Origin of the sequence: Flavobacterium chungbukense, from assembly GCF_020805785.1 — a bacterium.
In the GTDB taxonomy this organism is placed as follows: domain Bacteria; phylum Bacteroidota; class Bacteroidia; order Flavobacteriales; family Flavobacteriaceae; genus Flavobacterium; species Flavobacterium chungbukense.
The window spans coordinates 1,209,600-1,236,079 of the sequence record NZ_JAJGZV010000001.1 but is presented as its reverse complement, the minus strand read 5'-3'; the positions used below and the strand labels follow the sequence as shown (position 1 = coordinate 1,236,079).

Sequence of the window (26,480 nt, the reverse complement as noted above, 5' to 3'; positions counted from 1 at the left end):
ATAATTGCATAACTTTGCGGTATGGGCATTTTGATCGGCCTGCATGCTGAAAATAAATACAGATAAAAAAAAATTTACTGCATAGAAATGAATGATCCGATTCTAGAAAATCTTAATGAAAGCCAGCTTCAGGCAGTCAGAACCACAGAAGGATACGTGCGTGTCATTGCAGGAGCGGGATCAGGAAAAACAAAGGCGCTGACTTCCCGATTTGCCTATATTGTGGACAGGCTCGGCATCAATTCCTCCAATATCCTCTGCGTTACCTTTACCAATAAGGCGGCACAGGAAATGAAAAGACGCGTCAAGGCGCTTATTGGAGATCTTTTTGATGTGAGTTTCATCACCACCTACCATGGGTTCTGCGTGCGGTTTCTGCGCGAGGAAATAAACAAAATCCATTATCCGAAGAATTTTATCATATTGGATGCCGAAGACCAGAAAACCATCTTAAGGGAGGTGTTTACTGAGCTGGACATCAATTCCAAAAACCTGACTTTCAAACAGGTGCTCCGTTTTATCTCCAAGCAGAAGAGCACCTCTGATTACCTCGGCTACATGCTGGAGAATAAAAGCTTTGAACCAGATGAGAAGGACTCGCTCTCCAGCCGCGTGTACCAGAAATACCTCGACAAGCAGAAACGCAACTACGCGCTGGATTTTGATGACCTGATCCATTTTACGGCTTTCATACTCGACAGCAATCCTGATGTGCTTTTGAAATGGCAGGAAATGCTGCATTACATACAGGTCGATGAGGCGCAGGACAGCTCCGACAGCCAGTTCCATCTGGTGGAAATACTCTCCCGTGTGCACCAGAACCTCTTTCTTGTAGGAGATCCTGACCAGACCATTTATGAATGGCGCGGCGCCAAACCGGAATATCTGGTGGAATTCGACAGGATGTTCCCTGACACGAAGACCATCATCATGAACCAGAATTACCGCTCTACGCCCAACATTCTTAAAGTGGGCAACCATATCATTAAAAATAACAAAATAAGGGTAGACAAGGATATGGTGACTGACAATCCCGAGGGAGTTGAGGTGGTGCATTTCCATGGCAAAAATGACTATGAAGAAACGGTGTGGGTGGCTTCTGAAATCAAAGAAATCCTTAAAACGGAAAATGCCGCCTTTTCCGATATAACCATTTTATACCGTTCCAACCATCTTTCCAGAAATATCGAGCAGGCACTGATTAAGGAAAACATTCCGTATGCCATATTCGGGGGCGTGCGTTTTTTTGAACGAAAAGAAATCAAAGACGTGCTTTCCTTTTTAAGGCTTATTGTCCAAGGGGATAATTTTTCTTTCCTGCGACTGCACAACCATCCTTCCAGAGGACTCGGGAAAAAGTTTATGGAAAGGCTGAGCCTTTTGGCAGGAGAGCAGAACCTGCCGCTGCTTCAGGCACTGCAGCATAATATTGAAGATAAGGAACTCGGTAAAAAAGGAGCTGCCGACTTTCTGGCTCTCGTTGCGGCACTTAAAACAGATGCCGAGACAAATTCCATCTCGGATCTGGTTAAAATCATACTCGATAAAAGCGGACTGTCCGAACTCTACCGAAAAGACGGCGATGAAGACAGGCTGGAGAATATTAAAGAGCTGGTAAGCTCGATGCTGCTTCTGGAAAAAGAAAACAACGGACCTGTAAATATTGCGGAATACCTGCAGGAAATAGCGCTCTATACCGACCTTGACAAAGACACTGAAAATCAGGACAAGGTGCGTCTGATGACCATCCACATCTCCAAAGGCCTTGAATTCCCTTATGTATTCCTGTGCGGTTTTACAGAAGGGGTGCTGCCCAGCGCGCTTTCCATTAAGGAAAGGAGAAAGAGGGCGATTGAGGAGGAAAGAAGGCTGATGTACGTTGCCGTTACCAGAGCCGAGAAAAGGTTTTACATGACCGACTCGGAAGGGTTTAATTTCACCACAGGGCTGAACAAATATCCATCGAGGTTTCTCTTTGAAATTAAGGAAGAGTTTTATGTGCGTAAAGGAAAACTGTCAGCAGAGATCCTTCAGGCCGCACAGTCATCGGCAGCTGCTTCAAAAAGCAGTGAAGATACTTCTTTCAGCGAAGGAGACCTTGTACAGCATCCAGTCTGGAACAAAGGAAAAGTACTTTCTGTGGACAGCGAGAAAAACCAGTATATTGTGCATTTTTTTGAGATGGGAAAAGAAAAGCCCATTGATTTTGCTTTTCGTTTTCTTACTTCTGCACCAGATGCACAGGAAGAGATCTCTTCGCCTGCCGATCTCTTACAGCTTCACGAAAACTTAAAAAACGCTCCGGATCCATTTGAAGATGAGACTGGAAAGACTGCTATAAATCAGAACATTTTTAATGATAAAAACACGGACGAAGAGCAGCCAAAATGGTGAAAACTACCCCACAAAAAAAGGTATCAAAATAGCCTTAAATTAAAAGAATTAATCGCTTACTTTAATACAAAAGCCCATTATTCAATTGAAACAATGGGCTTTGTTTTGTATTGGCGTATAATATAGAATACCAGAAACTTTTCAGCAGAAGCATCCGCTTTATCGGACTGTAATTTATATTATAACGCCGTAAACCGGTATTTTAGTGTGCGGCATAAGAGTCTATTCTTTAGGATTCTCCATGCTGCTGATGATTTTACCCACTTCGGCTTCGGTAGCTTTCAGCCTATTCTGGCAAAATTCAATGAGCTCGGATGCTCTTTTTACCTTTGCTGCCAGCTCGTCCACCGAAATGGTTTCATTTTCAATTTCTTTCGAAATAGCGCTCAGTTCGGCAAAAGCTTTTTCATAAGTCGGGTTCTCTTCCATCGTATTGTATTTTTTCTTTAACGGTGCTTATCAGTCTGGTATCCTTCAGGATCACTTCAATATCGTCGCCTTCCTTTATCCCTTCGGCGCTGCTCGCAATGGCATCTTTTACTTTGATAATGGCATACCCTTTTCTAAGGATATTCTGCGGAGACATCATTTTCACGGTTTTCTGATGATGTTCCAGTGTCAGCTCCTGTCTGCGAAGGTAAGCATTAGTGAATGTTTTTATTGCATTTCTAAGCTGAAGCAGTTCGCCCTTTCGCTCAACCATCAGCATCTTGGGACCTTGAAGCGTATGCTGGGCGGCAACAAGCAGTGTTTTCTGGTTTTCATGCAGCACAGCTCTTGAATTTCTGATAATCTGCTCCCTGGTCTGATCCAGCTGTTTCTTATGGTTTGCAGCCAGCGCCGCTGCATTGTAAGAAACAGCATTTTTTATCCGGCTGAGCTCTTTGTAATGCCCCAGAAACAGCTGCTGTGATTTAATGACAATAGTCCGCTGCAGCGCCAGTATGCTTTGTTCAAAGCTGCGGTTATGGGCAATAATGAATTCCGCGGCCTTGGTAGGGGTTTTGGTATGGGTGTGCGCCATCATATCGGTGATGCTGACATTTTTCTGATGTCCTATTCCTGTAATTACCGGGATGGGAAACTTCGCCACTGCTCTTCCGATACTGTAATTGTCAAAAATCAGAAAATCGGACTGCGAACCTCCTCCTCTTGTAATGACAATAGCATCGTAAGGGATTCCAGTATTATAGACATCAATTAGTTTATTGAGAAACAGTTTTGCATTGTTGTCCCCCTGCACTACGGTATGGTAATCATCAATCTGGAAAACATAGCCGAAATCATTGTGCAGCATCGTATGGCGGAAATCCTCATTTCCTGCAGAACTGCTCGAAGAGATTACAGCTATCCTCTGAATTACCGCGGGAAGTTTCAGACGGCTGTTCAGCGTAGAATACTGCTCGCCTTCTTTCCATATGTAGTCATTTTCCCTTACCAGCCTTGCCAGCGTTTCATTTCGCTGCTTTTCAAGAATCCCCAGCATAAAATTACTGTCGATATCCAATAGGTTTACCGAAAGCCCGTACAGAGGATGATAATCCACGCTCACCTGCACCAGCACATGCAGATTGTTGGTAAAACGCTGTCCGGTTGTGATTTCAAAATCAAGAATCCGCAGCGCCCCTGTTCCCCAGGACTTGCCCATTATCTTTGCTGCAATAGCACTGCCGGTTTCTGATTTCTCTACAAGCTCAAAATAATGGATCTTTTTATCGGCCTTAAAGGAATGATTGGTGATATCCGCGACAACCCAGTACTTCTGTCCCTTAAAACGGGCGTTTATCGTATCCTGGATATGATCGCTGAGCTGCGAGAGTCTGATATACTGGTCGGGTCCCATAGCGGCTGAATGCGTCTTCTGCATAAGTTTTCTTTCTCAGCTAATGTACTAATTATAGCGCGGAATCTCAAAAAGCTTTAATACCCAAATCTTACAAATTGATATTTTAGAAAAACGGGCTTTTAATTCTGTAAAAAAACAAGCTGCTGTTTTTAATTTTACTTGAACTTATTCCAAATCAGGCGCTATGATCCAGCTTATACCTACATCCGGAAATGTTGCCGCTTTCAGGGCACACGGCCAAATGACGGCAAATGACTATGTAAATGTTCTTGTTCCGGCAGTTACAAGTCTAGTAAAAAGAATCAATGAAATAAACTTTCTCCTTGTAGTGGACACGGAAATAAAAAGTTTTGCGTCGGCAGACTGGATGGAAGATGCCATACTGGGGCTGAAAAACCTCGGAAGATGGAACCGCGCGGCATTGGTTAAGCAATTTCTTTTACAAATGCTCTTACCAATCTCATTCCGGGTGAATTCAAAGGTTTTAAAAAAGAAGCATTCGAAGAAGCTATGCGATGGGTACAGAGCGGCGGCGGATAATATTGGCGACGGCATACCATAACAAAGCCCGCATACCGCCCTAATACTGATCGGGAGACAGCTTCTATTCTTTCTCGGAAAGCAGTTCTTTACTTTATCGTAATGGCATCTAGAAGGTTTTCCTGATTAATGAAAGCAGTAATATACTGCTGCACTTCATTTCTTTTCTCGACAGCTGTTTCAAAAGTATTGATATGAAAGTCCTCATCCTGGTCCAGAATATGAATAATCTCGGTGTACCCTCTGGAAATCAGATTCCCTTTAAGTTTAATGACTTTGAGCTGCTGGCGCGGGTCCAAATCTTTTCTGACCTGCAGCTGTATTGCTTTTTCCATTTTGAAAGATCAGTGAATTATAAAGTAATGAATCTGTATTCAAATATAATAATTCAGAACAAAGCTTCAATTTAATGCGGTGTTAAAAAAAAACGTTTTTTAAAACATTGGAATTAACCAATAAAAACACTCAAAAACAAATCAATAGGAAAAAAAATCTCCCTTATCCCAAACATGTTAATTTGATAAAAAATGTGATTTTTTCTATAAGAAAAAAATTCAGGTCTTGCTTTAATTTTAATGCATTAAAAATCTTAAAAATACAGCAATCATGGAAAAAATGCATAATTACAGTGAAGAAGAACTTCAAAAATGCCCGTACCACCAGCAGATGAAAGCTTCAGATGATAAAAGCAAGGACCGGCATGTTAACACCGGCGACTGGGAAGATGAGCGTGATGAGGATGGAAATGCCCCAGACCATTATGAAGAGGAAGGCGGAAACAATAACTCAGGAGGAGCCGGAAGCACAGGAAGCGCGGCAACCAACAGTTAACAATTTATTTAAATTATAAAATATACAGTATGCACACTTCAGCAATATCCAATAGAAAAACCATTTCGAAAAGCAATGTCAATGTTTCGGCATTGGAACGCATCCTGATGACGGCAGCAGGTTCTTATCTGCTGTACAAGGGACTTTCACAGGAAAAGAAAAATATCAGCCAGATTACCTCAGGAGGCGCTATGCTGGCAAGAGGAATCAGCGGCTACTGCCCTGTTTACAGCGCTGTTGACCATCTAAAGAATGATAAAGGCTCCAATGTAAACATTAGAACCAATATCACCATCAACAAACCTATCAGTGAGGTCTATGCTTTCTGGCGCAATCTGGAGAACCTTCCTAAATTCATGAACCATCTGGAGTCGGTAAAAACAATCAACAGCACGCAGTCTGAATGGACTGCAAAAGGACCTGCTGGCATAGGTTCGCTGAGCTGGAAAGCCGAAATCATCAAAGACCAGAAAGAAAAGCTTCTAAGCTGGCAGTCTGCAGCTGATGCTCCGGTGAAGAACTTTGGAAAAGTGCTTTTCAAAGCCAATGGCGCTGCTACTGAGATTGACGTTACCATCTCTTACCGTGCTCCTCTGGGAATTGCGGGACAGGGAGCAGCAAAACTGCTGAACCCCATTTTTGAGAAAATAGTGCACGACGATATCAGCGGTTTGAAATCTTATCTTGAAAAATAAGCAAAGCGGGAATATTTATTTGCCTGTTTTGCTGAAACCTTTTGGGATTTGAATTCCCAAAAGGTTTTCATCTCCGTACTCACTTAAATTATAAGAGGAAATTCTGCGTTAATTACTCTATTAAACTGTATCTTTATAACATGAGAAGAAAAGGCGAAATTATTATAATTGAAGACGATGAGGACGACAGACTGTTCCTTCAGGATATTTTTGAGAGCCTGGAATATCCTTACAATTTAAGTTTATAGCAGACCCGTTGGAAGCGATACCGTATTTGTCCAATGCGTCAGTTCTCCCTTTTCTCATAATCTCAGACATCAATATGCCTAAAATCAACGGATTTGAATTAAGGGAACAGATTATGTCAATCAAGGAAATAGGGTCTAAATGTGTCCCTTACATTTTTCTTTCAACTTCAAAAAATCCTGAAAACGTACTCAAAGCGTACAGCTGCAATGTTCAGGGCTATTTCAAAAAACAGGAAGAATCAGAAACTGATTTCCATTCTGACGGCAGTGCTTTATGGAATTCCTTTCCCAGATAATCAGAATGTGCGCTGCTGTGCGCAAGAAAAGGACGGAAGGAATCATTGTAAAAAAAAGCAGCCGCTTTACCCCAGACTACAAACAGGGGAACAGGGGGAAGAAAGCATTATTCCAAGTGTGGTGCGAAAACTCTCAGGCCATTGCTCTAAAGCTCCCAAAGACGAACTGCTCCAGTCCCGATGCGATATCAGGGTTCCTGTCTCTCCTCCGTTTATTAAAAATAGATGTTCTGGTTCTGGTTCTACTACATACACTTCGAAATGATTTGGTGCATCGAAGATAAGGCAATTTTCGGACTTCTCCAATTTTAGCAACAATACAAATGCGGAGATTCAGAGTTTTTATTCAGATTTTTTTCGTTCGGAAAATGCAGATGAAAATTTTACAACAAGATAAAGAAATGTTATAAACCACATTTCAGCCCCTCCATTATTTTTGTTTTTTTTTGTAAGTAATTATCCTATGGAATGTAAATTAAAAAACAGAATAACACAATGAAAACCATGTTCCTTTTTATTTACTGCCTGTCTGCCGTGCACTGCTGCTCGCAGACACGCTATCCCTCTGAAAAAGTGCAGCTTGCCATTGAAACATACGCCTATTTAAAAGGACAGAATGCCGCCTTGAAAAAAGTGGCCGGACAGTTCCCATCATTTACAAAACAAGTCAGTGAACTGAAGAAAAATGCGCATCCTGTTTTTGGCAGGGCTGAAAGAAATATAGAAGATTTTCTGCAGCAGGAGCTCAACGATTCTCAATTTAATGCTGTGGAGAAGCATGTCGATTCTCTTATTAACGAACAGCTGAAAAGCCCCATTGAAAAGAAAGAATATGCCGGAAGTTTTCTGGAGCAGGTCAAGGACAAAATAGCATTCAGCAGTAATGCCGCTGTTCCAAAAGGCATTATCTCTTTTGCCTATCATGATGCGCCGCATGAGGAAGTTACCGATGGGCATATCATAAACTTCAGCACAGAGGACCATCCAAAAGCAGAAGACGCAGTACTAAGGCTTCCCATACCTAAAAGCTGGAGAGCGGATGAAGCGGAGATGCCTGGAACAGTGCAAGAATTCACCAGCTGCGACGGCAAAGGAAACGAAAAAATACTTATCGTAATACATGAGCTTTCTGAAGAAGATCAAAACATGATTCTTACCGAGCAGTCTGTTTCAGAAATGATACCGCCGCAAAGCAGGCTGATCCGTACTGAAAACTTCAAAATTGACGGAATGCCCGGAATACTGGTTGAAATCGAAGAGACGCTGGAAATAGCTTTAAAGAAAATGAAAGTACGCATGCTGCAGTTTATGTGGACCTATAAACAGAAACTGTACTGCCTTCAAGGCAGTATTGGCCCGGTCGCCATCAATCACAACCTTGATGTTCACATACAGAAATACGAACCGCTGTTCCGGCTTGTTGCCCACGGGACCGAGATAGAAAATTAAGTTTCGTTACGTTCAAAATAATATGCATTTGCATCCTGGCTAAGCTGTAATTTGCACGCTCAAAAAAACCGTACAGATATTGATGAAACGAATGCTGGACCGGTTCGAGACGACGAATTATTGCGTCCTCGAAAATAATCGAACATTTTGAGATTGCCGCTTATGGAATTCTTGCAGCATTTGCCAAAATACTTTTTAAAAAAGATGCTGAAAAGCTTTTAAACCATGCTCCTGCTGAGGAAAAGGAAGCAGACTGTCTGCTAAATAACGTAGCGCTGAATGCCGTAGATAACACGGCAGCAGAATAATATAATAGATAGTTCAGAAAAATTGCATAAGCTTATAAGCCCCAGCCAGCAAGTTTTTACCGTTCTGGGGCTTTTCCATTCACTTCACACAAAGCTTTATAATACTGTTACTGGCAATGATATAACGCCCTAGTGTAAAGCTATAAAATAATTTATAATCGGATGTTTAACTTTAAACAGCAATACTTCGAAAGTTAATTATAAAATATAAAAATGGAAAATCAAGATAAATTAAATGACGGCAGCATCTCTTCAGGCGAAAATGTATCATTTTGGATTGATTCTGCTCCAATTACTGAATTTGAAAAACCCAATGGCGATGTACATACGGAAGTTCTTATAATTGGCGGAGGAATAGCAGGACTCACAACTGCTTATAATTTGTTGAAAAAAGGAAAAAAAGTAGTGCTTGCAGAAGATGGTTTTATAGGCAGTGGCGAAACGGGACGTACAACGGCGCATCTTACGAGCGCATTGGATGACCGTTATTACTTTCTCGAAGATACCTTCGGAGAAGAAGGCACTAAACTGGCCGCTGAAAGCCATACTGCAGCCATTGCCGCCATTGAGAAAAATGTCAATGATTTAAATATAGACTGTTCCTTTAAAAGAGTCAACGGCTATCTGTTCCTTCATCCCAGCGACAACGAAAAAAATCTGCAGAAAGAATTTGAAGCCACACAAAATGCAGGACTTAATACCGGTCTTTTAAAAAGCACTCCTTCGATATACAATGGAGACCAGACATCCTGTTTAGCATTTTACAACCAGGCCCAATTTCATATACTGCGCTATCTTGACGGACTCGCAGCTGCTGTAGTATCTTTGGGAGGCCGCATTTATACGCAATCACGTGCAGAAGAAATTACAAAAGACGGCGCTCTTGTCAATAATTACAAATATACGGCTGACCATATCGTAGTGGCAACCAACTCCCCAATTAACGATCTGGTTACCATGCATACCAAACAGGCCGCTTACAGGACTTATGTTATAGCCGGTAAAATCCCTAAAGGAAAGCTTCCTTATGCTCTCTGGTGGGATACGGGAGATGCGGATTCCAAATGGGTTTCCCAGCCTTATCATTATGTAAGGGTGGAAAATTTTGATGAGAATTACGATCTGCTGATTTCAGGCGGTGAAGACCATAAAACCGGCCAAGCCGATCAGGAAAATATTGCTGAAGCTGAACGATATGAAAAACTGGAAGAATGGACGCGCACCTTTTTTCCTATGTTGGAAGACATAGCATATAGATGGTCTGGACAGGTAATGGAACCTGTAGATTCATTAGGCTTTATGGGAAAAAATCCAGGAGATGATAATATTTATATCATTACAGGCGATTCAGGAAACGGGATGACGCATGCCACTATCGGGGCTGCCATTATTACTGATGCCATTATGGGCATTAAAAATAAATGGGAAGATCTGTACAGCCCTTCTCGAATTACGCTGAAAACAACTCTTGACTTTGCAAAAGAAGCCGTAAATATGGCTTCCCAGTATCTGGACTGGATTTCTTCTTCTGATTTAAAAAATACGGCTGATGTTCGCGCGGGAGAAGGCGGCATCATTACGAAAGGCTTAAAAAAAATTGCTGTGTACCGTGACTATGACGACTCGCTGAAAGCTTTTTCTGCTGTCTGTCCCCATTTAGGCTGTATTGTCCATTGGAATAATGATGAAAAATCTTTTGACTGCCCGTGTCATGGTTCCCGATTTGCCTCAGACGGAACTGTTACAAACGGGCCCGCGCAGACCAATTTAAAACCAGTAGATGTCAAATAGCATTCAAATTAGATTATTGCGGCATAAAGAGGCAATTTTATAATACCAGCAGCAAAGCCATTGGCTAAATTTGAGTTATTGTCAATTTCGATAAGAAAGTTAAAAAAATAAATGATAAATCCGATTATTATGGAAAATAAAAACAACATACCCCACAACACAGAGCAGACAGGTGTAGCACCTGCACTTGGGGAAAGCGCTCTGAATACCGAAAATACTGTTAATCCAGCCGCAGAACAAAGCAGCAATAGAGCTGAAATACAAGATCCAACTGTTAAATATGCAGTTCCGCCATTCAATGAGCAGTCACAGCCATGGCCGGGACTTGTCAGTAAAATGGATCCGAGACCGGATCACGGTGAAGAAAGCTACAAAGGAACGGGACGTTTAAAAGGCCGTAAAGCACTTATTACGGGAGGCGATTCCGGTATGGGGAGAGCTGCCGCTATTGCTTATGCAAGAGAAGGCGCCGACGTTGCCATAAATTATTATCCAACTGAAGAAGAAGATGCTAAGGAAGTAATCCAGCTGATTGAAGCTGCAGGAAGAAAGGCTGTTGCCATTCCTGGAGATCTCCGTGATGAATCATTCTGCAGATCTCTTGTCAAGCAGGCAGCCGAAGCCCTTGGCGGGCTGGATATCGTGGTAAACAACGCAGCAAGACAGCAGGCACATGAGTCAATTTTAGATATTTCTTCGGAAGAATTTGACTGGACCATGAAAACCAATATTTATGCGCCTTTCTGGATCATTAAAGCCGCTCTTCCTTATCTTAAGCCAGGTTCTTCTATAATTGGCACCAGTTCGGTTCAGGCTTATGCTCCAACAGAAGATCTGTATGATTACGCTCAGACTAAAGCTGCCACAACCAATTATATCAAATCACTGGCGAAACAGCTGGGACCGAAAGGAATCAGGGTGAACGGTGTTGCTCCGGGACCAGTCTGGACCGCCCTGCAGGTGAGCGGAGGCGCCAGTATGGAAAAACTAAAAGAATTTGGATCCCGCACCCCTTTAGGAAGACCTGGACAGCCGGCCGAACTTGCCTCTATTTATGTACAGCTTGCCGCTGAAGATGCCAGCTATGCAACAGGCCAAATATACGGTTCGAGCGGCGGTGAAGGGAATCCGTAATCAAAAAACTACAGATTTTTTTACGTATAAAAAAACCTCAACAGTACAAACTGCTGAGTTTTTTTTTATTGTTAAAGAATTAACTCATTAATAATTCGGTTATTATTTATAAAAGTTTGTCAAAATGAATCGGCAGGTTATTAATACGCTTTCCTGTTGCATGAAAAATAGCATTTGTGATGGCTGGAGGCATTCCCACTACTCCAATTTCTCCTACTCCTTTAACACCTAAATCGTTGACAAAATCATCCTCTTCTTCTACAAAAACAACGTCCAGATCATGAATATCCGCATGAACAGGAATATGATATTCTGCCAGATTAGTATTCATATATTTTCCAAACTGATTATCTAATATGGTTTCTTCATGAAGGGCTTTGCTTATCCCCCAGATCATTCCCCCTAAAATCTGGCTCTCTGCTGTTTTAGGATTAATAATTTTCCCTGCTGCAACGGCTGTGACCGCTCTGGTGACTTCAATAATTCCCAGTTCCTCATCAACTTCCACCTCAACAAAAACCGCGCTATGTACGAGTTTAATCTTTTTCCCGTACGTCAGCGGGTTTGGCATTGAACTATTGGTTGTTTTAATTTCTTTTCCGCCGTTGGCAGCAAAAATTTCCTGCACGCTGTATTTCACTTCCGCACTATTTTTCAAAAATATAAAGCCGTCGCTGAAAACAGCGTCTTCAAATGCCGCATCTGCAAGACCGGAGTCTTTATCTCTTTTAGCTTTTTTAAATAATTCTTTATTTAATGCCCTGCAAGCCACCTGAACAGCCGAACCCACTGTTGCGGTAGTAAACGAACCGCCCTGTATCGGTGCAAAAGGCATGCTGCTGTCGGCAAAAGAGAAAGTAATATCTTCTAAAGGAAGTCCGAGTTCGTCCGAAGCAATCTGGGTCATGATAGTAATTGTTCCTGTTCCAATATCAGTAACAGCACTTTTAATTTCGACCTTTCCGTCACTTGTCATAATTGCCTGAGCGCGGGCTAAAATTCTGTTGGCATCCCAAATGCCAGTCGCCATTCCGTATCCGACCAGTTTATTTCCTCGCTTCATGCTTCGGGGCTCAGGACTTCTTTTCTCCCATCCAAATTTTGCTGCAGCCTGTAAATAGCATTTTCTAAGTTCTTTACTCGAATATTCTTTCCCAGAGCTTTTATCTTTTTCAGCGTAATTGATAAGACGAAATTCAACAGGATCAATGTTCAGCTTATAGGCCAAATCATCCATCGTAACCTCAACGGCATGCATGCCGGTGCTTCCCCCAGGAGCGCGCATATCCAGAGGAGAATAAACATCCAACGGAACGAGTCTATGCTCGAGTAGCGTATTTTCAGCAGGATAAAGCATGCCAGCCCAGTTTACCACAATTTCTGTATAATCTTCAAACTGCGAAGTTTCTCCTATTGCTTTGTGATATACGGCGTTTAATTTCCCTTTTTCATCAGCTCCAAACTTGGCATACTGCAGCGTAGTAGGTCTGTGCCCGAAAGTGAACATCTGCGCCCTGTCTAAAGTAACGCGGACATTTCTTTTTAAGGCCAGAGACGCCATAACGGCCATAAACAATTGGTACTGCGGACGAAGTCCAGATCCAAAAGCACCGCCGACAAAAGGTGCAATCACCTGAACGTTTTTCATTTTTAATCCAAAAACGTTTGCCACGTACATTTGAGAATTAACAGTCCCTTGGGTTTTATCATAAATTTTAAGTCTGTTTTTACCTTCATAAATCACCGTTGTGGCAAACATTTCCATCGGATTATGATGTTCCGTACCATGTTTGAATTCTCCCGAACTCTGCACAAAAGAGCTTTCGTAGGCTTTCTCGAAATCCCCTGCCGGTTTAGGCGGCGGCGGTTTCAGCATAGAAGCCATTCCTTTTTTTGGCTTTCTGGCTTTATCGATATTAGATTCTAAGTCAGTTTCGAATTTTTCTTCAACATAAGCAAGTTTAATCTGAGTGGCAGCATAACGTGCCATTTCAAAAGTGTCAGCGACCACTAGTGCAATGGGCTGCCCATTATATTTAATCTCATTATCCTTTAAGGGTTTGAAAACCGTTCCGGGAGGCGCATCCATATCAGCATACTGAAAATCGAACCACGCCGTGGAAGGCCTGTTTTCATGAGTGAAGATTTCAATGACGCCCTCCAGTGCTTTTGCATCTGCCGTGTCAATAATCTTGATTGTACCTTTTGTAATGGTGCTGTTTACCACATAACCGTAAAGAAGTCCAGGAGCTTGGTACTCACCTGCATACTTCGCAATTCCTGTAACTTTTAAACGGCCTTCCAGTCTGCTGATTGGTTTGCCTATTGAGGGTAATTTTGTCATTTTTTTCAGTTTTAATCTAGCGTAAATCAGCGTGAAGGTTTTGCGCCGGGACGCTGTGATTCTGGATATAATGCCATCAGGCAGTTTCGGATAATTGCTCTGTGTGCCAGTTCAATTTTAAAGTTATTATGTTCATAACCAAAAGCCCCGTTAAGAATAATTTTTGCAGCTTGGGAAAAATTTTCGCGAGTAGGTTCTTTTTGCTTTAAAAAATCTTCCGCCTCCAAAACTCTCCATGGTTTGTGCGCTACACCTCCCAATGCAATTCGGGCATTTTTTATAGTTCCCTGCTCCAATTCAAAAGCAGATGCTACAGAAACCAAGGCAAAAGAATACGAACTTCTGTCTCTGAGCTTTAAATAAGAATAGTTTTCCGCAAATCCTTCAGCAGGAAGATCTATGCTGGTAATTACCTCTCCATGGATGAGATTATTGTCAAGATGAGGCGTTTCGCTTGGAAGACGATGAAAATTAGCAAACGGCAATTTTCTTTCTCCATTAGGGCCGCTGATATTGACTTGCGCATTTAAAGCCGCTAAAGCCACGCACATATCGGAAGGGAAGACAGCAATACAATTTTCGCTTTGCCCCAAAATAGCATGGATCCTATTATAACCTGAAATGGCAGAACATCCAGAACCCGGATCTCTTTTATTGCAGGGGGTGCTGATATCATAAAAATAATAACATCGCGTACGCTGCATCAGATTGCCTCCATTGGTAGCCATATTTCTGATCTGGGCAGAAGCGCCTGCCAGGATAGCTTTTGACAGTAAAGGATAGCGTTCCTCAATTATGGGGTCATATGCAGTATCTGCATTGGTATGCAGGGCGCCTAGCCTTACTCCGCCGTCATCAAGCCTTATTATTGAATTGAATTCCTGAATCGGATTAATATCTACTAGTTTATCGGCTTTGGTTACGAAGTACTTCAGAAGATCATTGATATTCGTACCGCCGGCCACTGCTTTATTGCGGATATCCCCGTTCAGCTCTGCAATGGCCTGCTTGGCATCAGAAACTTTAATATAGGAGAAATTATTCATTGCTGCCTCCTTCCATCACCTGCATCACTGCATTTACAATTCCTCTGCTGGCACCGCACCTGCATAGATTGCCGCTCATGAGCTCCTTTATCTCTTCCCTGTTCCTCGCTTTTGCCTCCTGCAGCATCCCAACAGCGCTGCAGATTTGGCCTGGCGTGCAGTAGCCGCACTGAAATGCATCATGGTCTATAAATGCCTGCTGGATCGGATGGAGTTTTTCACCATTGGCAATGCCTTCTATCGTGGTAATAGCAGCACCGTCTTTCATAACTGCGAGCGTAAGGCAGCTCAATATTCTTTTTCCGTCCACCAATACCGTGCACGCTCCGCACTGACCGTGGTCACATCCTTTCTTAGTTCCAGTCAGACCGATTCTTTCCCGGAGAACGTCCAAAAGCGTTACCCATGGCAAAATTTGTAAATGGTAATCACTGCTGTTTATGCTGAGATTAATGCCGTGCGTCTGAGTTGAATCCATAGCCTTATATTTTTTAGTTCTGCCGAAGCAATATGGCTCTCTAAATTAAACTTTTTATGCCATTATCACTTACAGCATTCCTGAGTATTCTTACAAAACTTACAGCAGTCCTTCCAGCACGACAAAGTGGCAATTCAGCAAGGCCGCACACAAATTATATAACGGAACTGCAAGCAACTGCAGTAACTTTAATATCTCTATTTTCACCAAAGGACATTTTTAACACTAAACCGACAGATATGAAATTCGATCTTTACCTTGAGACAGCAGAACACGCGCCTACTTATGAAGAGCAGCTGCTTTTAAATTTTGATGAATTCTTAAAAAAGGGCTGTACGAATATTAGGAAAGCTGTCAGTGCCCATGCCTCCGGATACCGCATGCTTAAGGGTGACCTTAAAGGTTATTTCCAGCCGGAGCGGTTCAAAATCCGCTGGGATGAAGAACAGACGGAGGAATATCCGGCAGAGCCGCAGGAAAATGAAGAAGAACAAGAAACTTTTGAAATGAAAATCCAGCAATAAATCGAACTGATTTCAGTAAAGTTTTCTTTAGCTATATTTTTAATTTTGAATGGATTATAAAACTTAAAACGCGATGAAAAATGCAGCAGAAAAAAAAGAAAATCATAATTGCCCTGCCAGCAGAAGCAGGCTTTTCAGCGGAGAAAACAATGAATTGATTTACATCAAATCTTATAATGGAGACTGGGGAGACTGGGATGAAAAATCAGTTAATGAGAATATTTCAGCTGATCCGGCAGCAGAAAATTCCAGCAGCAAGGATACCGAAATTAGTGATTTAGAATAAAAATATATTACTTTGTACAGCACAAATAAAAGGAATTATACGTCGAGTACGAGGACTTCGGATAAAAAAATGCAGTCTAAAACTGCTTATGCCAGAGCTGATGAGAAAGCAGGGGCTGACATCAAGAAATTTGTTCAAACCGGCAGCAGATCTTCACTTTAAACATGCCCTTTAGTAATATAATGTACTCATAACAAAAAAACATCCCATTAAAAAATGAGATGTTTTTGTATAAGCTTAAATTGGCTGCAAACATTAATTATTCCAAAGAAATTCTGTTTGCAGCCTCTCTTTTCTTACTGTCAATTACCTTCGCATAAACCTGCGTAGTCTTAACACTCCTGTGACCGAGCATCTTTGAAACAGTAAAAATATCAGTTCCGGCCGTAATCTGGAGTGTTGCATAGGTGTGCCTGAAACAGTGAAAGGTAATATGCTTCTTAATGCCTGACAATTTTATCCAAGCTGGAACCGCTTTATCTACATCACATTTTCTTAGGCCTTTAAACACAAGCTCCTTTTCCCCTTTTCTTCTGCCGAGCAGTTCAAAGGCTTCCTCTGAAATTGGCATTGACTCCGCACCCTGTGTTTTTTTCTGCCTGAAAATAATATAGCACCCGTCATTTTCAATGTATTGGATTTCAGACCAGGTCAACTTGGCAATATCTACATACCTGATACCCGTAAGTACGGAAAACATCGAAATCTTACGCACCAAGAGATCAGGGCACGGAGTTGCAAAAAGAATTTTTATTTCCTCTAATGTCATAAAATTACGCTGGGATTCCATTTCCTTAATGCAGCTGATTTTTGAATTGATATCTGATTTTAATTTATCTTCCCTGTAAGCCCTTTTTAGGGTCGTTTTGATTTTATTGTAATAAGAAAGCGCTGTATTCCGAGACAGTTTTTTCTGGGTGTTTCTAAGGCTGCGTGCAATTAAAAGGTAATCTCTGAAATCTTCAATTAAAGTAACCGTCACATCTTGAAACAGCAGATCCTCTCCTTTTAAGAAAGCTTCAAAGTGGACAATGGCGCAGTTCCATATTGACAAGTTGTTTCCTTCCTTTTTCTGTCCAAGCCTTTTGTAGTAATCCACAAAAGATTCCCTCCCTACTTCCTGAATTTTAAGCTGCTCTCTCTCAAATGCAGAATAAATTTCCATTTTGTTTATTTCATTCTGCCTTCTGGCACGTATCAATTCTGCCGTGTGCATATTTTCAATATTGGCCATTTTCTGGTATTGGTCTGCAGGTTTCTGATATACATAAAGTTTCAGAAATTCTCTGCGGGTAAAACAGTTTGCATCCTGATCCCATATTGGAGGATAAAAATCCAGATACAATGACATTCTGCCTTTAGATATGGCTTTCTTTCTAAGTGTTGCTATACTTTTACTCATCTCCTATTCTTTTAAGATAAATATCCAGATCCTTCTTCTGCACATAGGTGAATTTTCCTGATATATATTTACGTATGTTATACTTCTTAAGTATCAGATAAAGCCCTGTCTGGCTTACACCGTAAAGCTGCTGTGCCTGCGTTATGGTACAGCACTCATTTAAATCTAAAATCTGAGGTTCAGCAGCCGGCTTGACTGCAGCTGCTTCGTTAACTGCAAAAAGAGCTTCGATGCTCTTGGTGCTGACAAACTTCCGTCTACCCAGTTTTACCGTTTCTACATCCTTTCTCTCGATCATTCTGTAGAGTGTTCTTCTGCTTATTCCAAAAAACTGGACGCAGTTATTTATACTTAAATAATCCCTTTTTTTAACAGCCTCAAAATCCAGCAGCCGTATCCTCTCCGTTTCCTGATTACTGACATCAATTGTTTTGTGCCTGGTAATTAATTTATAGTTCTTGCTCGAGCATTTTAGGGAGCAGAACTTGGTTTTAGTGGTTTTTGCCGTAAATTCTTCACTGCAGAATTGGCAGATTCTTGTAATTCGAATGTTTGAACTCATAATTTTTTAAATTTTTAGTTATGTGCCCTACAAAATCCAATAAATCCTCTCTTGAGATGTCATAATGTGCCATAAGATGCCAAAATGTGCCAAAATCTGCCCCCATCATTAATTTTTGCTTGTACCTCGAAACTCGAGGTACAAATAAGGTACAAATTTTAGCAAAATAACACCCAAATATTCCAAAAAACATTGCAACAAAAAAAGAGCTAAAATGTTAATTACCAACATTTTAGCTCTTTTATATATTTTTCTTTTGTCTTTTTTTGTGCCCTTTATTTGCCGATGCAAAAGTTGGCGAATATATTCCCCAGCAATTCGTCATTTGAAACTTGACCAGTGATAAGTCCGAATTGGTATAAAGCTTCACGAATATCAAGCGCCATTAAATCACTTGAAAGGCCAGATTCTAAACCAAATTTCACATTTTGAATTTCATCTAAAGCTTTTAATAATGAATCATAATGTCTTGTATTCGTAACAATTGTTTCATTATTTCGAAGCGCTCCTGTATTTACAAAAGATAATAATTCATTTTTTAAATCCTCTACTCCTATTTTTTCTTTTGCAGAAATTAATAGCAGTTTTGCATTTAGATTCTCCAGCTGGGTTGTAATATTTGACACTTCATCAACAGACAAAATATCTTTTTTATTCACCACAATCAACAGAGGTTTTAGCGGATATTTATTTTTGATTTGTTCAATTTCATTTACAAATTCTGAACTTGAAGCTTGAAATTTCAATCCGTCAAATAAATAAATTACGACTTGTGCTTGTTCTATTTTTTCGAAAGTTTTTTTGATTCCAATACTTTCTACAACATCTTTTGTATCACGAATTCCTGCAGTGTCAATAAATCTGAATCCGATTCCGCCAATAACCAATTCATCTTCAATTGTATCGCGTGTTGTTCCTGCAATATCAGAAACAATTGCACGTTCTTCGTTTAATAAAGCATTCAATAAAGTCGATTTTCCAACATTTGGCTCACCAACAATGGCAACCGGAATTCCGTTTTTGATCACATTTCCAACAGCAAAAGAATCGATTAAACGTTTTAAAACAAATTCGATTCGATTTAATAATTCATGAAATTGTGTTCTGTCTGCAAATTCCACATCTTCTTCTGCAAAGTCCAATTCTAATTCAATTAAAGAAGCAAAATTTAAAAGTTCTTCTCGAAGTTTCGCAATTTCATTACTAAATCCGCCACGCATTTGCTGCATGGCAATTTGATGTGAAGCTTCATTATCAGACGAAATCAAATCAGCAACCGCTTCCGCCTGCGATAAATCTAACTTTCCATTTAAAAATGCGCGAAGTGTAAACTCTCCAGCATCTGCCATTCTACAGCCTTTCCTCAATAATAACTGAATAATCTGTTGCTGAATATAAGTTGAACCGTGGCACGAAATTTCAATTGTATTTTCTCCTGTATAAGAGTTTGGACCTTTAAAAACCGAAATTAAAACTTCATCTAATGTTTTATTTCCGTCAACAATATGTCCTAAGTGTAAAGTATGGGTTTTCTGTTTCGTTAAATCTTTATCTTTAATAGATTTAAAAACCGAACTACCAATTGTAATAGCTTCAGCTCCAGAAATACGAATTATGGCGATAGCTCCAGCGCCCGAAGGTGTAGCCAAAGCAACTATAGAATCTTGATTTATCATGTTGCAAAGGTACAAAAAAAGGCTAAATTCTTTAAAACAAACAAAATTCCTAATTCTGTCCAAAATCGTAAAATTAACAAATCATTAAGTGTTAAAATACTGATAATTATCAGGTTGTTTTCTTTCTAGAATGAGTAAATTTGAGAGACAAACCTTAATTCTAAATACGATGAAAAAGATATTATTTCCTACCGATTTCTCTGATGCAGCCACAAATGCATTTATCCACGCTCTAGAATTTGCTAAAGTTGTAAAAGCCGAATTGATCTTGCTTCATACATTTGAAATACCGGTTTACGACAGCCAATTCTTTCCAGAGAATTACGCTTCTATATACAGTTCGATTGAACTGGCAAAATTTGAAATGTTTAAAGATGAAATTCCGAAACTTCGAACCATCGCTGCTGAACGGAAATTAGAAGACATTGTAATCAAGCACCGTTTAATGGATGGTGACCTGATTTACAACCTAAAAAATGCAGTTGAAGAAGACAAAGCAGATTTTGTAATTATGGGTACAAACAGCGTTTCGGATTGGACAAAATTCTTTACCGGTTCTAATACCGAATCTGTAATTGCTGGCGTTGAAGTTCCTGTATTATGCGTTCCCGTTGAGGCGAAATACAGAAAAGTAAAAACAATTGGCTTTACAACACGATACCGTGAAAAAGATAAAAAAGAACTCAAAAAAATCTTGAAAATAGCTAAAAAAACCGATGCGAAGGTTAAGAGTTTGTATGTTAAAACTTCTACTTCTGATGTGAATGATGAAACTAGAAAAGAATGGGAAAGAGAATTTGCGGGAGAAAATGTCGAGTTTTTAGTTTTACCAAGTGACGATGTTAAAGAAACTATTCTTGATTTTGTACTATACAAAGACATAGATATTCTAACAACAATTACGCACAAACGTTCTTTCTTTGAAGGCATATTTAATTCAAGTTTCAGTAAAAAAATAACAAAAGAAGTTCCGATTCCAATCTTGGTCATGCATGAAGATTAATAAGAATATTTACTGATTTTACTGCTTAAAAGCTATATTTGTATTTCAAGCAAATTTTAGAATGAAAGCATATCAAGACAAAGTCAATACCTATTCAGAACTATATCATAAAACCAACAAAAAATACAACAGCATTAGCCTTTTGAGGTTACTAAGTATCTTCCATTTATTGTTTTTCATGTTTTACTACATCAAAACAAACGAAGTGCTTTATGTCTTATTAGCTGTTTTATCTTTTGCTGGTTTTATTGTTTTAATGAGAATTCACTCCAAATTATCTTTTCAAAAACTACTGGCTGAGACGCTTTTAAAAATCAACAAGGATGAAATTCTATTTTTAAAAAGAGAAAAAACGCCTTTTGAAAACGGAATTGAATTTGTCGATTTTCATCATCCATATGCCTACGATTTGGATATTTTTGGTGAAAATTCCTTATTTCAGAATCTTAACCGAACTGCTTCGTTTATAGGTAAAAAAACACTTGCTAATTTATTACTGAATACTCTTCCTGAAAATTCTATTTTAGAAAATCAAGAAGCCGTAAATGAATTAAAAGATAAGATTGATTGGAGACAAGAATTTCAAGCTTTAGCTATTATTGGTGAAGATTCTAAACAATCTTATGAAGCCATAAAATATTGGTCTTCTTTTAAAAAAAACAATTTATCTAAAGTTTTAGTTGCATTATCTATTATTTTCCCAATAACCTTTTTTGGACTTTTAGCGACTTATTTTATCACTTCAAAAGTCATTTTGCTTTCTTATCTCACGTATGTTTTTATTGGCAATATGATTATTTTAGGATTTGCTACAAAAAGAATTCGATCTGAAATCGCAAAAGCTGATAATATTGATACCATCATTAAGCAATATGGATTATTGATTGAAAAAATTGAGAATGAATCTTTTCAATCAAAAAAGCTAATTCGCTTACAAGAGCAATTAAATTTCAAGAACGCAAAAGCAAGTGATCATTTAAAACAGCTTTCAGAATTGTTCTCGAGAATGGATACTATAAGTAATTTATTTACAGCTACTTTATTTAACGGAACATTTTTATTTAACCTTCATGTCTTGCGAGCACTTTTAAAGTGGAAAGAAAATTATGCTTCTGAAATTGATAACTGGATTTCTATTATTGGAGAAGTTGAAACTTTAAACAGTCTTGCCAATTTAGCTTACAATAATAGCGATTTTGTTTTTCCAGAAATTAACTCAGAACATATTATAGAATTTAAAAATCTAAGTCATCCGTTATTAAATCCAGCAACTAGAATTGGAAATGACACGCAATTTTATCCACAATCATTCGTAATTTTAACAGGTTCGAACATGTCGGGTAAAAGTACTTTTTTACGAAGCTTAGGAATCAACATGGTGCTTAGCGGAATTGGCTCAGTGGTTTGTGCTTCAGAAGCTAAAGTTCATCCACTTCCAGTATTAGTTTCAATGAGATTATCAGATTCGTTATCGGATTCAGAATCTTACTTTTTTGCTGAAATTAAACGTTTAAAACAGATCATGGATGCGCTTGAAAATCAGCCTGCTTTCGTTTTATTAGATGAGATTTTAAGAGGTACAAATTCTGATGATAAAAGAAACGGAACTATTGAAGTGGTAAAGAAGATTATTTCTAAAAAAGCAATCGGCGCAATCGCTACTCACGATATTGAAGTTTGTCTTACTACAAACGAATTTCCTGAAATTTTAACCAATCAATGTTTTGAAGTTGAAATTCAAAACAACGATTTACATTTCGATTACAAACTAAGAAATGGAATCTGTAGAAATAAAAGTGCAACGTTTTTAATGCAGAAAATGGGGGTGATTTAGTTATGAGTTATGAGTTTCATTCTTTGTGTATAATAGTCATTCTAAACTCTTAACTCATAAACGTTCTTTCATATTTCTAATCCCTTTTCTATAAAGGCAGTTTTATTTTGTTTTGCTTTTTCCAAAACTTTTTTTCTCTCTTCTGGGATTTCATAATATTTCTCGGCCCACAAACTGATTTCAATCAATACTGGAAACAGTTCGATTCCTTTTTCTGTCAATTGGTACAGCACTTTAGCTTTGCTATCTGGATGATCTAACTTAGTGATCAAGTTATTTTCTTCTAAAACCAAAAGTCTGCTGGCTAAAATATTAGTCGCAATCTTTTCTTCTGATTTTAAAAAATCTCCGTAAGTACACTGTTTTTTTGAACATCAAATCTCTGATAATCAATAGTGACCATTTATCTCCCCAAATTTCTAACGAAGTATTTATCGGACAATCTGACCTTTTTTTTGATGCTTTCATAAAATAATTTAAAAATTAACTTGCATTTTGCAAGTAATTAATATCTTTGCACTTGCAAAATGCAAGCAAATTTATTTAATATTCTTAAACAAAGCAAATTATACACTTTAAAATCAGAAAAAATGGACTTAAAAGGTAAAACAATATTGATCACTGGCGGTGCGTCAGGAATAGGCTTAGAATCTGCAAAACAGCTTTTAGCAGAAGGCGCCAAAGTAATTATTACAGGAAGAAATAAAGAAAAATTAGATACTGCGAAAAGGTTGTATCCACAAATAACGGCGATTCAAAATGATGTTGCAGATGCAGAGCAAGCGCAACAGCTTTATAAAGAAATAGAAGCTTTGGGTGGAATTGATATTCTTTATAACAACGCAGGTGTCGCTAACCCAACAAACAACTTAGCTAAGACCAACGATAAAATTACCGAAATGGCGGCTTACGAAATGAATATTAACTATCTGGCAATAGTAAGGTTGAATAATTTGTTTCTAAAAATGCTTCAAAGCCGATCAGAAAGCGCTATCATTAATACCACTTCCGTGTTAAGCTACGTTCCTTCTAATTTGGCTCCAACTTATTCTGCAACCAAAGCGGCACTTCGTTTTTATACCGCTTCCCTTAGAAATCATTTAGAAGCGGCTAAAACCAATGTAAAAGTTTTCGAACTATTACCTCCTTTAGTGGCAACAGAAATGGCAAAAGGAATTGACTCCAAAACAATAACACCAGAAATGCTTGTAAAAGGCTTAATACAAGGAATTCATAAAAACAATTTTACCATTCGCGTAGGCGATACAAAAGTAATTTATTTCTTGAGCCGATTTTTCCCAAAAACAGCTTATAAACTAATTAATCCATTAAAAAACAGCATCAAATTATCAGCCTAAATAATTTAAATATGAAAAATAAAAGGTTACAATTTCTTCAAAGTTTTGTTGGTAAACATTTTACTGGAAGCCCTTCACCTTTTGCACATTGGCTCAACGGAAAAGTGATTGCTGTTGAAGAAAAAGCAGTCGAATTTGAATTTGAAATTAGAAAAGAAATGACCAATCCCGTAGGAATGCTGCACGGTGGTGTCACCGCAGGAATGATTGACGATTGTATTGGTGTCAATTTTATGGTTTTAGGTCTTGAAAAATTCTACCCAACCATCAATTTGTATATTGATTATTTTAATCCCGTATTTGAAAATCAAACGGTTATCGTTAAAACTAAATTGGAAAAGTTAGGCAAAACAATTATTAATATAAAAGCAGAAGTAATTAATAAAAATACTTCTAAAATTGTTGCTCAAGCAAGTGCTAATTTAGCTTTAAGCGATGTGAAGATTCCGAATTAAAAATGTCTTTAAAATAAAAAAGCTTTGTCAAAGTTTATAACTTTGACAAAGCAATATATTCATAATCTTGTCATTTCGACGAAGGAGAAATCACACTCGGAACTCTACAAAGATTGAAGAATTACTTTCTGGAATTTCTTGTGTGATTTCTCCTTCGTCGAAATGACAAACTACACTTCAAATTTGTTTTGCCGAAATTTTATTCCTCATACATTTCCATCCACAGACGAGTTTCTTCCAAATCCAATTCTTTTTCGATTTTACGGAAGATTTCTTCGTTTACAGAACCAAACTTATGCATCGATTCTAATTTCGCTCTTTCAACATTTAAAAGATCAATCTGGATTTTAGTAAACTCATTAAAAATTTGTCCGCCTAATACTTTTCCGTTTCCAAAAAAGTTAGAAGGAAGTTCTGTTTTTTGCAGTCGATTAAATTTTACTTCGTATTTACTCTTTATATTATGGAGTAATTCATCGTCTAATAAAGAAAAATTATCCTCGATATGGGTAATAGTTTGAGAAACTATTTTATTTCGAATTTCATACTCTTCCGCCAAAATAGAATAACGTTCAATTTTCAACTTCTTAATAAGCCACGGAAGCGTAAGACCTTGAATAACCAAAGTGGAAAGAATGACGCAGAAAACCAAGTATATGATTAAATTACGAAGCGGAAATTCTTCCGTTTTATTCAACATTAAAGGAAGTGCCAAAGCTGCCGCCATAGAAACCACACCACGCATTCCAGACCAGCCAAAAATGATCATATTACGATAATCAAATTCTTCTTTTTCGCGAATTTTTTTACTCAGCATTCTTGGGATAATCGTTGCCGGAATAACCCATAAAAAACGAACTAAAATAACCACAATACTAATAACTGCTCCCCAAATAAATAACGAATTTCCAGAATAATTACTGATTCCTTCTATAATTTGTCTTAATTGAAGTCCGATTAAAATAAAAATCAATCCGTTCAGGATATTATTTAAAACATCCCAGATTGTATTGGTCATAATTCGGCTTTCATGAGAAAAAATGGTTCCTGATCTTGCCGCTAGAAAAAGACCTGTAGCGACTACAGCTAAAACTCCCGAACCTTCAAAATGTTCTGCGATTAAATATGATGCAAATGGTGTCAACAACGTAAGTGTTACTTCGATAATATCATCGCAAACAAATCTTTTATGGATATAATACATGATATAACCAACCGCCAAACCTATTGCGATACCCAAAACCGACATTAAAACAAAATTTAATCCTGCTTGCCACAAAACAAAATTCCCGGCTGTAATTGCCATAAGAGCATATTTGTACGCCACAAGACCACTAGCATCGTTTACTAAACTTTCTCCTTCAAGAATAGCTATTAATCGTGGGTTAAGCCCTAATCCTTTTGTAATGGCTGTTGCAGAAACTGCATCTGGTGGCGAAACAATTGCACCAAGTAAAAAAGCTAACGGCCAAGAAATATCATCAATAAGCCAGTGCGCTACCACTGCAACCAATCCTGTTGTAAAAAAGACCAAACCAACGGCGGCTAAAGTTATCGGTCTGACAGACTGTTTAAAGTCAGACCAGCTTGTGTGCCACGCAGCGTGGTATAAAAGAGGAGGTAGAAATACAATAAATACGACTTCTGGGCTTAATGCAATTACTGGAAGTCCTGGAAAAATACTAATAATAACACCGCACAAAACCAAAACAATCGGAATTGGAAAATTATATCTTTTACTAACAAGGCTAAGAAAAGCTACGCCGAAAAGCAGCATAATGATTACGGTAATGTTCTCCATTTATTTGGTGGTATTTATTGATTTTGGATTATAAATTGTCGGCACTAAATTACTATTTTATGACAACTTAATTTTCATAGATTAAAAAAATAATTACGGACAAGCACAGTTCTGTAGATGAAAAAATAGTATAAAAATAAAACTGCCCCTAAAAAGTTTGAAACTATTTAGGGGCAGTT

27 protein-coding genes are annotated in these 26,480 nt (G+C 38.7%); 15 read left to right on the top strand and 12 right to left on the bottom strand.

The window, feature by feature from the left end:
• Positions 1 to 87: 87 nt before the first annotated feature.
• Complete coding sequence (locus LL966_RS04855) at positions 88 to 2,394, top strand: ATP-dependent helicase (RefSeq protein WP_229350746.1); 2,307 nt, start codon at positions 88 to 90, stop codon at positions 2,392 to 2,394.
• 222 nt (positions 2,395 to 2,616) lie between these two features.
• Here the strand turns inward: LL966_RS04855 and xseB are convergent, their stop codons facing one another.
• Together xseB and xseA are read right to left on the bottom strand one after the other, a co-directional pair.
• Positions 2,617 to 2,823 (bottom strand): exodeoxyribonuclease VII small subunit, encoded by a 207-nt coding sequence (gene xseB, locus LL966_RS04850; protein WP_229350745.1) that lies wholly within the window; start codon positions 2,821 to 2,823, stop codon positions 2,617 to 2,619.
• Positions 2,801 to 4,261, bottom strand: a complete 1,461-nt coding sequence (xseA, locus tag LL966_RS04845) for an exodeoxyribonuclease VII large subunit (RefSeq protein ID WP_229350743.1) — start codon at positions 4,259 to 4,261, stop codon at positions 2,801 to 2,803. Before xseA ends, xseB begins: the two co-directional genes overlap by 23 nt.
• Before the next feature lie 163 nt (positions 4,262 to 4,424).
• Here xseA and LL966_RS04840 point away from each other — a divergent pair, with 163 nt between their 5' ends.
• The gene (locus tag LL966_RS04840; protein ID WP_229350741.1) at positions 4,425 to 4,802 is read left to right on the top strand and encodes a SpoIIAA family protein; all 378 of its coding nucleotides are present in this window, start codon (positions 4,425 to 4,427) and stop codon (positions 4,800 to 4,802) included.
• 67 nt (positions 4,803 to 4,869) lie between these two features.
• Here LL966_RS04840 and LL966_RS04835 read toward each other — a convergent pair whose 3' ends face one another.
• Entirely contained in the window at positions 4,870 to 5,115 is a 246-nt protein-coding gene (locus LL966_RS04835; protein WP_229350740.1) for a hypothetical protein, read from the bottom strand.
• A 271-nt stretch (positions 5,116 to 5,386) separates the two neighbouring features.
• Between LL966_RS04835 and LL966_RS04830 the strand changes: the two genes are divergently transcribed.
• Together LL966_RS04830 and LL966_RS04825 are read left to right on the top strand one after the other, a co-directional pair.
• Entirely contained in the window at positions 5,387 to 5,611 is a 225-nt protein-coding gene (locus LL966_RS04830; protein ID WP_229350738.1) for a hypothetical protein, read from the top strand.
• A gap of 29 nt (positions 5,612 to 5,640) precedes the next feature.
• Positions 5,641 to 6,306: an SRPBCC family protein gene (locus tag LL966_RS04825; RefSeq protein WP_229350736.1), complete on the top strand. Its 666-nt coding sequence runs from the start codon at positions 5,641 to 5,643 to the stop codon at positions 6,304 to 6,306.
• A 162-nt stretch (positions 6,307 to 6,468) separates the two neighbouring features.
• Here LL966_RS04825 and LL966_RS04820 read toward each other — a convergent pair whose 3' ends face one another.
• Positions 6,469 to 6,678 carry a hypothetical protein gene (locus LL966_RS04820; RefSeq protein ID WP_229350734.1) on the bottom strand — a complete coding sequence of 70 codons (210 nt, stop codon included), beginning with the start codon at positions 6,676 to 6,678 and terminating at the stop codon, positions 6,469 to 6,471.
• Here LL966_RS04820 and LL966_RS22850 point away from each other — a divergent pair.
• The 5 genes from LL966_RS22850 (at position 6,581) to LL966_RS04805 (ending at position 11,532) form a co-directional block, all read left to right on the top strand.
• On the top strand, positions 6,581 to 6,850 hold the full coding sequence (locus tag LL966_RS22850; RefSeq protein ID WP_394799451.1) for a response regulator: 270 nt from the start codon (positions 6,581 to 6,583) through the stop codon (positions 6,848 to 6,850). The two genes, LL966_RS04820 and LL966_RS22850, sit on opposite strands and share 98 nt — an antisense overlap.
• Positions 6,851 to 7,345: 495 nt before the next feature.
• A complete protein-coding gene (locus tag LL966_RS04815) occupies positions 7,346 to 8,299 on the top strand; it encodes a hypothetical protein (RefSeq protein WP_229350731.1) in 954 nt (317 codons plus the stop codon).
• A gap of 116 nt (positions 8,300 to 8,415) precedes the next feature.
• Positions 8,416 to 8,607: a DUF892 family protein gene (locus tag LL966_RS22845; protein ID WP_394799450.1), complete on the top strand. Its 192-nt coding sequence runs from the start codon at positions 8,416 to 8,418 to the stop codon at positions 8,605 to 8,607.
• Between the two features lie 213 nt (positions 8,608 to 8,820).
• Positions 8,821 to 10,398 (top strand): FAD-dependent oxidoreductase, encoded by a 1,578-nt coding sequence (locus tag LL966_RS04810; RefSeq protein WP_229350728.1) that lies wholly within the window; start codon positions 8,821 to 8,823, stop codon positions 10,396 to 10,398.
• 111 nt (positions 10,399 to 10,509) lie between these two features.
• On the top strand, positions 10,510 to 11,532 hold the full coding sequence (locus LL966_RS04805; RefSeq protein WP_229350726.1) for an SDR family oxidoreductase: 1,023 nt from the start codon (positions 10,510 to 10,512) through the stop codon (positions 11,530 to 11,532).
• 106 nt (positions 11,533 to 11,638) lie between these two features.
• On the opposite strand, the gene LL966_RS04800 is transcribed toward LL966_RS04805, so the two are convergent.
• From LL966_RS04800 to LL966_RS04790, 3 genes are read right to left on the bottom strand one after another with little or no spacing between them, the layout of a single operon-like run.
• On the bottom strand, positions 11,639 to 13,876 hold the full coding sequence (locus LL966_RS04800) for a xanthine dehydrogenase family protein molybdopterin-binding subunit (protein ID WP_229350723.1): 2,238 nt from the start codon (positions 13,874 to 13,876) through the stop codon (positions 11,639 to 11,641).
• A 26-nt stretch (positions 13,877 to 13,902) separates the two neighbouring features.
• Positions 13,903 to 14,922 (bottom strand): FAD binding domain-containing protein, encoded by a 1,020-nt coding sequence (locus LL966_RS04795; protein WP_229350721.1) that lies wholly within the window; start codon positions 14,920 to 14,922, stop codon positions 13,903 to 13,905.
• Complete coding sequence (locus tag LL966_RS04790; protein WP_229350719.1) at positions 14,915 to 15,400, bottom strand: (2Fe-2S)-binding protein; 486 nt, start codon at positions 15,398 to 15,400, stop codon at positions 14,915 to 14,917. The genes LL966_RS04795 and LL966_RS04790 overlap by 8 nt, the downstream gene beginning before the upstream one ends.
• A 56-nt stretch (positions 15,401 to 15,456) precedes the next feature.
• Between LL966_RS04790 and LL966_RS04785 the strand changes: the two genes are divergently transcribed.
• Together LL966_RS04785 and LL966_RS04780 are read left to right on the top strand one after the other, a co-directional pair.
• Complete coding sequence (locus LL966_RS04785) at positions 15,457 to 15,924, top strand: hypothetical protein (RefSeq protein WP_229350717.1); 468 nt, start codon at positions 15,457 to 15,459, stop codon at positions 15,922 to 15,924.
• A gap of 73 nt (positions 15,925 to 15,997) precedes the next feature.
• Positions 15,998 to 16,210, top strand: coding sequence for a hypothetical protein (locus LL966_RS04780; RefSeq protein ID WP_229350715.1), 213 nt, complete (start codon positions 15,998 to 16,000; stop codon positions 16,208 to 16,210).
• A gap of 259 nt (positions 16,211 to 16,469) precedes the next feature.
• Here LL966_RS04780 and LL966_RS04775 read toward each other — a convergent pair whose 3' ends face one another.
• From LL966_RS04775 to mnmE, 3 genes are all read right to left on the bottom strand, one after another.
• The gene (locus LL966_RS04775; protein WP_229350713.1) at positions 16,470 to 17,612 is read right to left on the bottom strand and encodes a tyrosine-type recombinase/integrase; all 1,143 of its coding nucleotides are present in this window, start codon (positions 17,610 to 17,612) and stop codon (positions 16,470 to 16,472) included.
• On the bottom strand, positions 17,605 to 18,174 hold the full coding sequence (locus tag LL966_RS04770; RefSeq protein WP_229350712.1) for a helix-turn-helix domain-containing protein: 570 nt from the start codon (positions 18,172 to 18,174) through the stop codon (positions 17,605 to 17,607). The genes LL966_RS04775 and LL966_RS04770 overlap by 8 nt, the downstream gene beginning before the upstream one ends.
• A gap of 275 nt (positions 18,175 to 18,449) precedes the next feature.
• The gene (gene mnmE, locus LL966_RS04765; protein ID WP_229350710.1) at positions 18,450 to 19,850 is read right to left on the bottom strand and encodes a tRNA uridine-5-carboxymethylaminomethyl(34) synthesis GTPase MnmE; all 1,401 of its coding nucleotides are present in this window, start codon (positions 19,848 to 19,850) and stop codon (positions 18,450 to 18,452) included.
• A gap of 169 nt (positions 19,851 to 20,019) precedes the next feature.
• Here mnmE and LL966_RS04760 point away from each other — a divergent pair, with 169 nt between their 5' ends.
• Together LL966_RS04760 and LL966_RS04755 are read left to right on the top strand one after the other, a co-directional pair.
• On the top strand, positions 20,020 to 20,853 hold the full coding sequence (locus LL966_RS04760) for a universal stress protein (protein WP_229350708.1): 834 nt from the start codon (positions 20,020 to 20,022) through the stop codon (positions 20,851 to 20,853).
• 61 nt (positions 20,854 to 20,914) lie between these two features.
• Positions 20,915 to 22,687, top strand: coding sequence for a MutS-related protein (locus LL966_RS04755; protein WP_229350706.1), 1,773 nt, complete (start codon positions 20,915 to 20,917; stop codon positions 22,685 to 22,687).
• A 68-nt stretch (positions 22,688 to 22,755) separates the two neighbouring features.
• On the opposite strand, the gene LL966_RS04750 is transcribed toward LL966_RS04755, so the two are convergent.
• Positions 22,756 to 22,980: a winged helix-turn-helix transcriptional regulator gene (locus LL966_RS04750; RefSeq protein ID WP_229350704.1), complete on the bottom strand. Its 225-nt coding sequence runs from the start codon at positions 22,978 to 22,980 to the stop codon at positions 22,756 to 22,758.
• A gap of 297 nt (positions 22,981 to 23,277) precedes the next feature.
• Between LL966_RS04750 and LL966_RS04745 the strand changes: the two genes are divergently transcribed.
• Entirely contained in the window at positions 23,278 to 24,045 is a 768-nt protein-coding gene (locus LL966_RS04745) for an SDR family oxidoreductase (protein ID WP_229350702.1), read from the top strand.
• An 11-nt stretch (positions 24,046 to 24,056) separates the two neighbouring features.
• Positions 24,057 to 24,500, top strand: coding sequence for a PaaI family thioesterase (locus LL966_RS04740; protein ID WP_229350700.1), 444 nt, complete (start codon positions 24,057 to 24,059; stop codon positions 24,498 to 24,500).
• Positions 24,501 to 24,699: 199 nt separating this feature from the next.
• Here the strand turns inward: LL966_RS04740 and LL966_RS04735 are convergent, their stop codons facing one another.
• Positions 24,700 to 26,301 (bottom strand): Na+/H+ antiporter, encoded by a 1,602-nt coding sequence (locus LL966_RS04735; RefSeq protein ID WP_229350698.1) that lies wholly within the window; start codon positions 26,299 to 26,301, stop codon positions 24,700 to 24,702.
• Positions 26,302 to 26,480 lie beyond the last annotated feature (179 nt).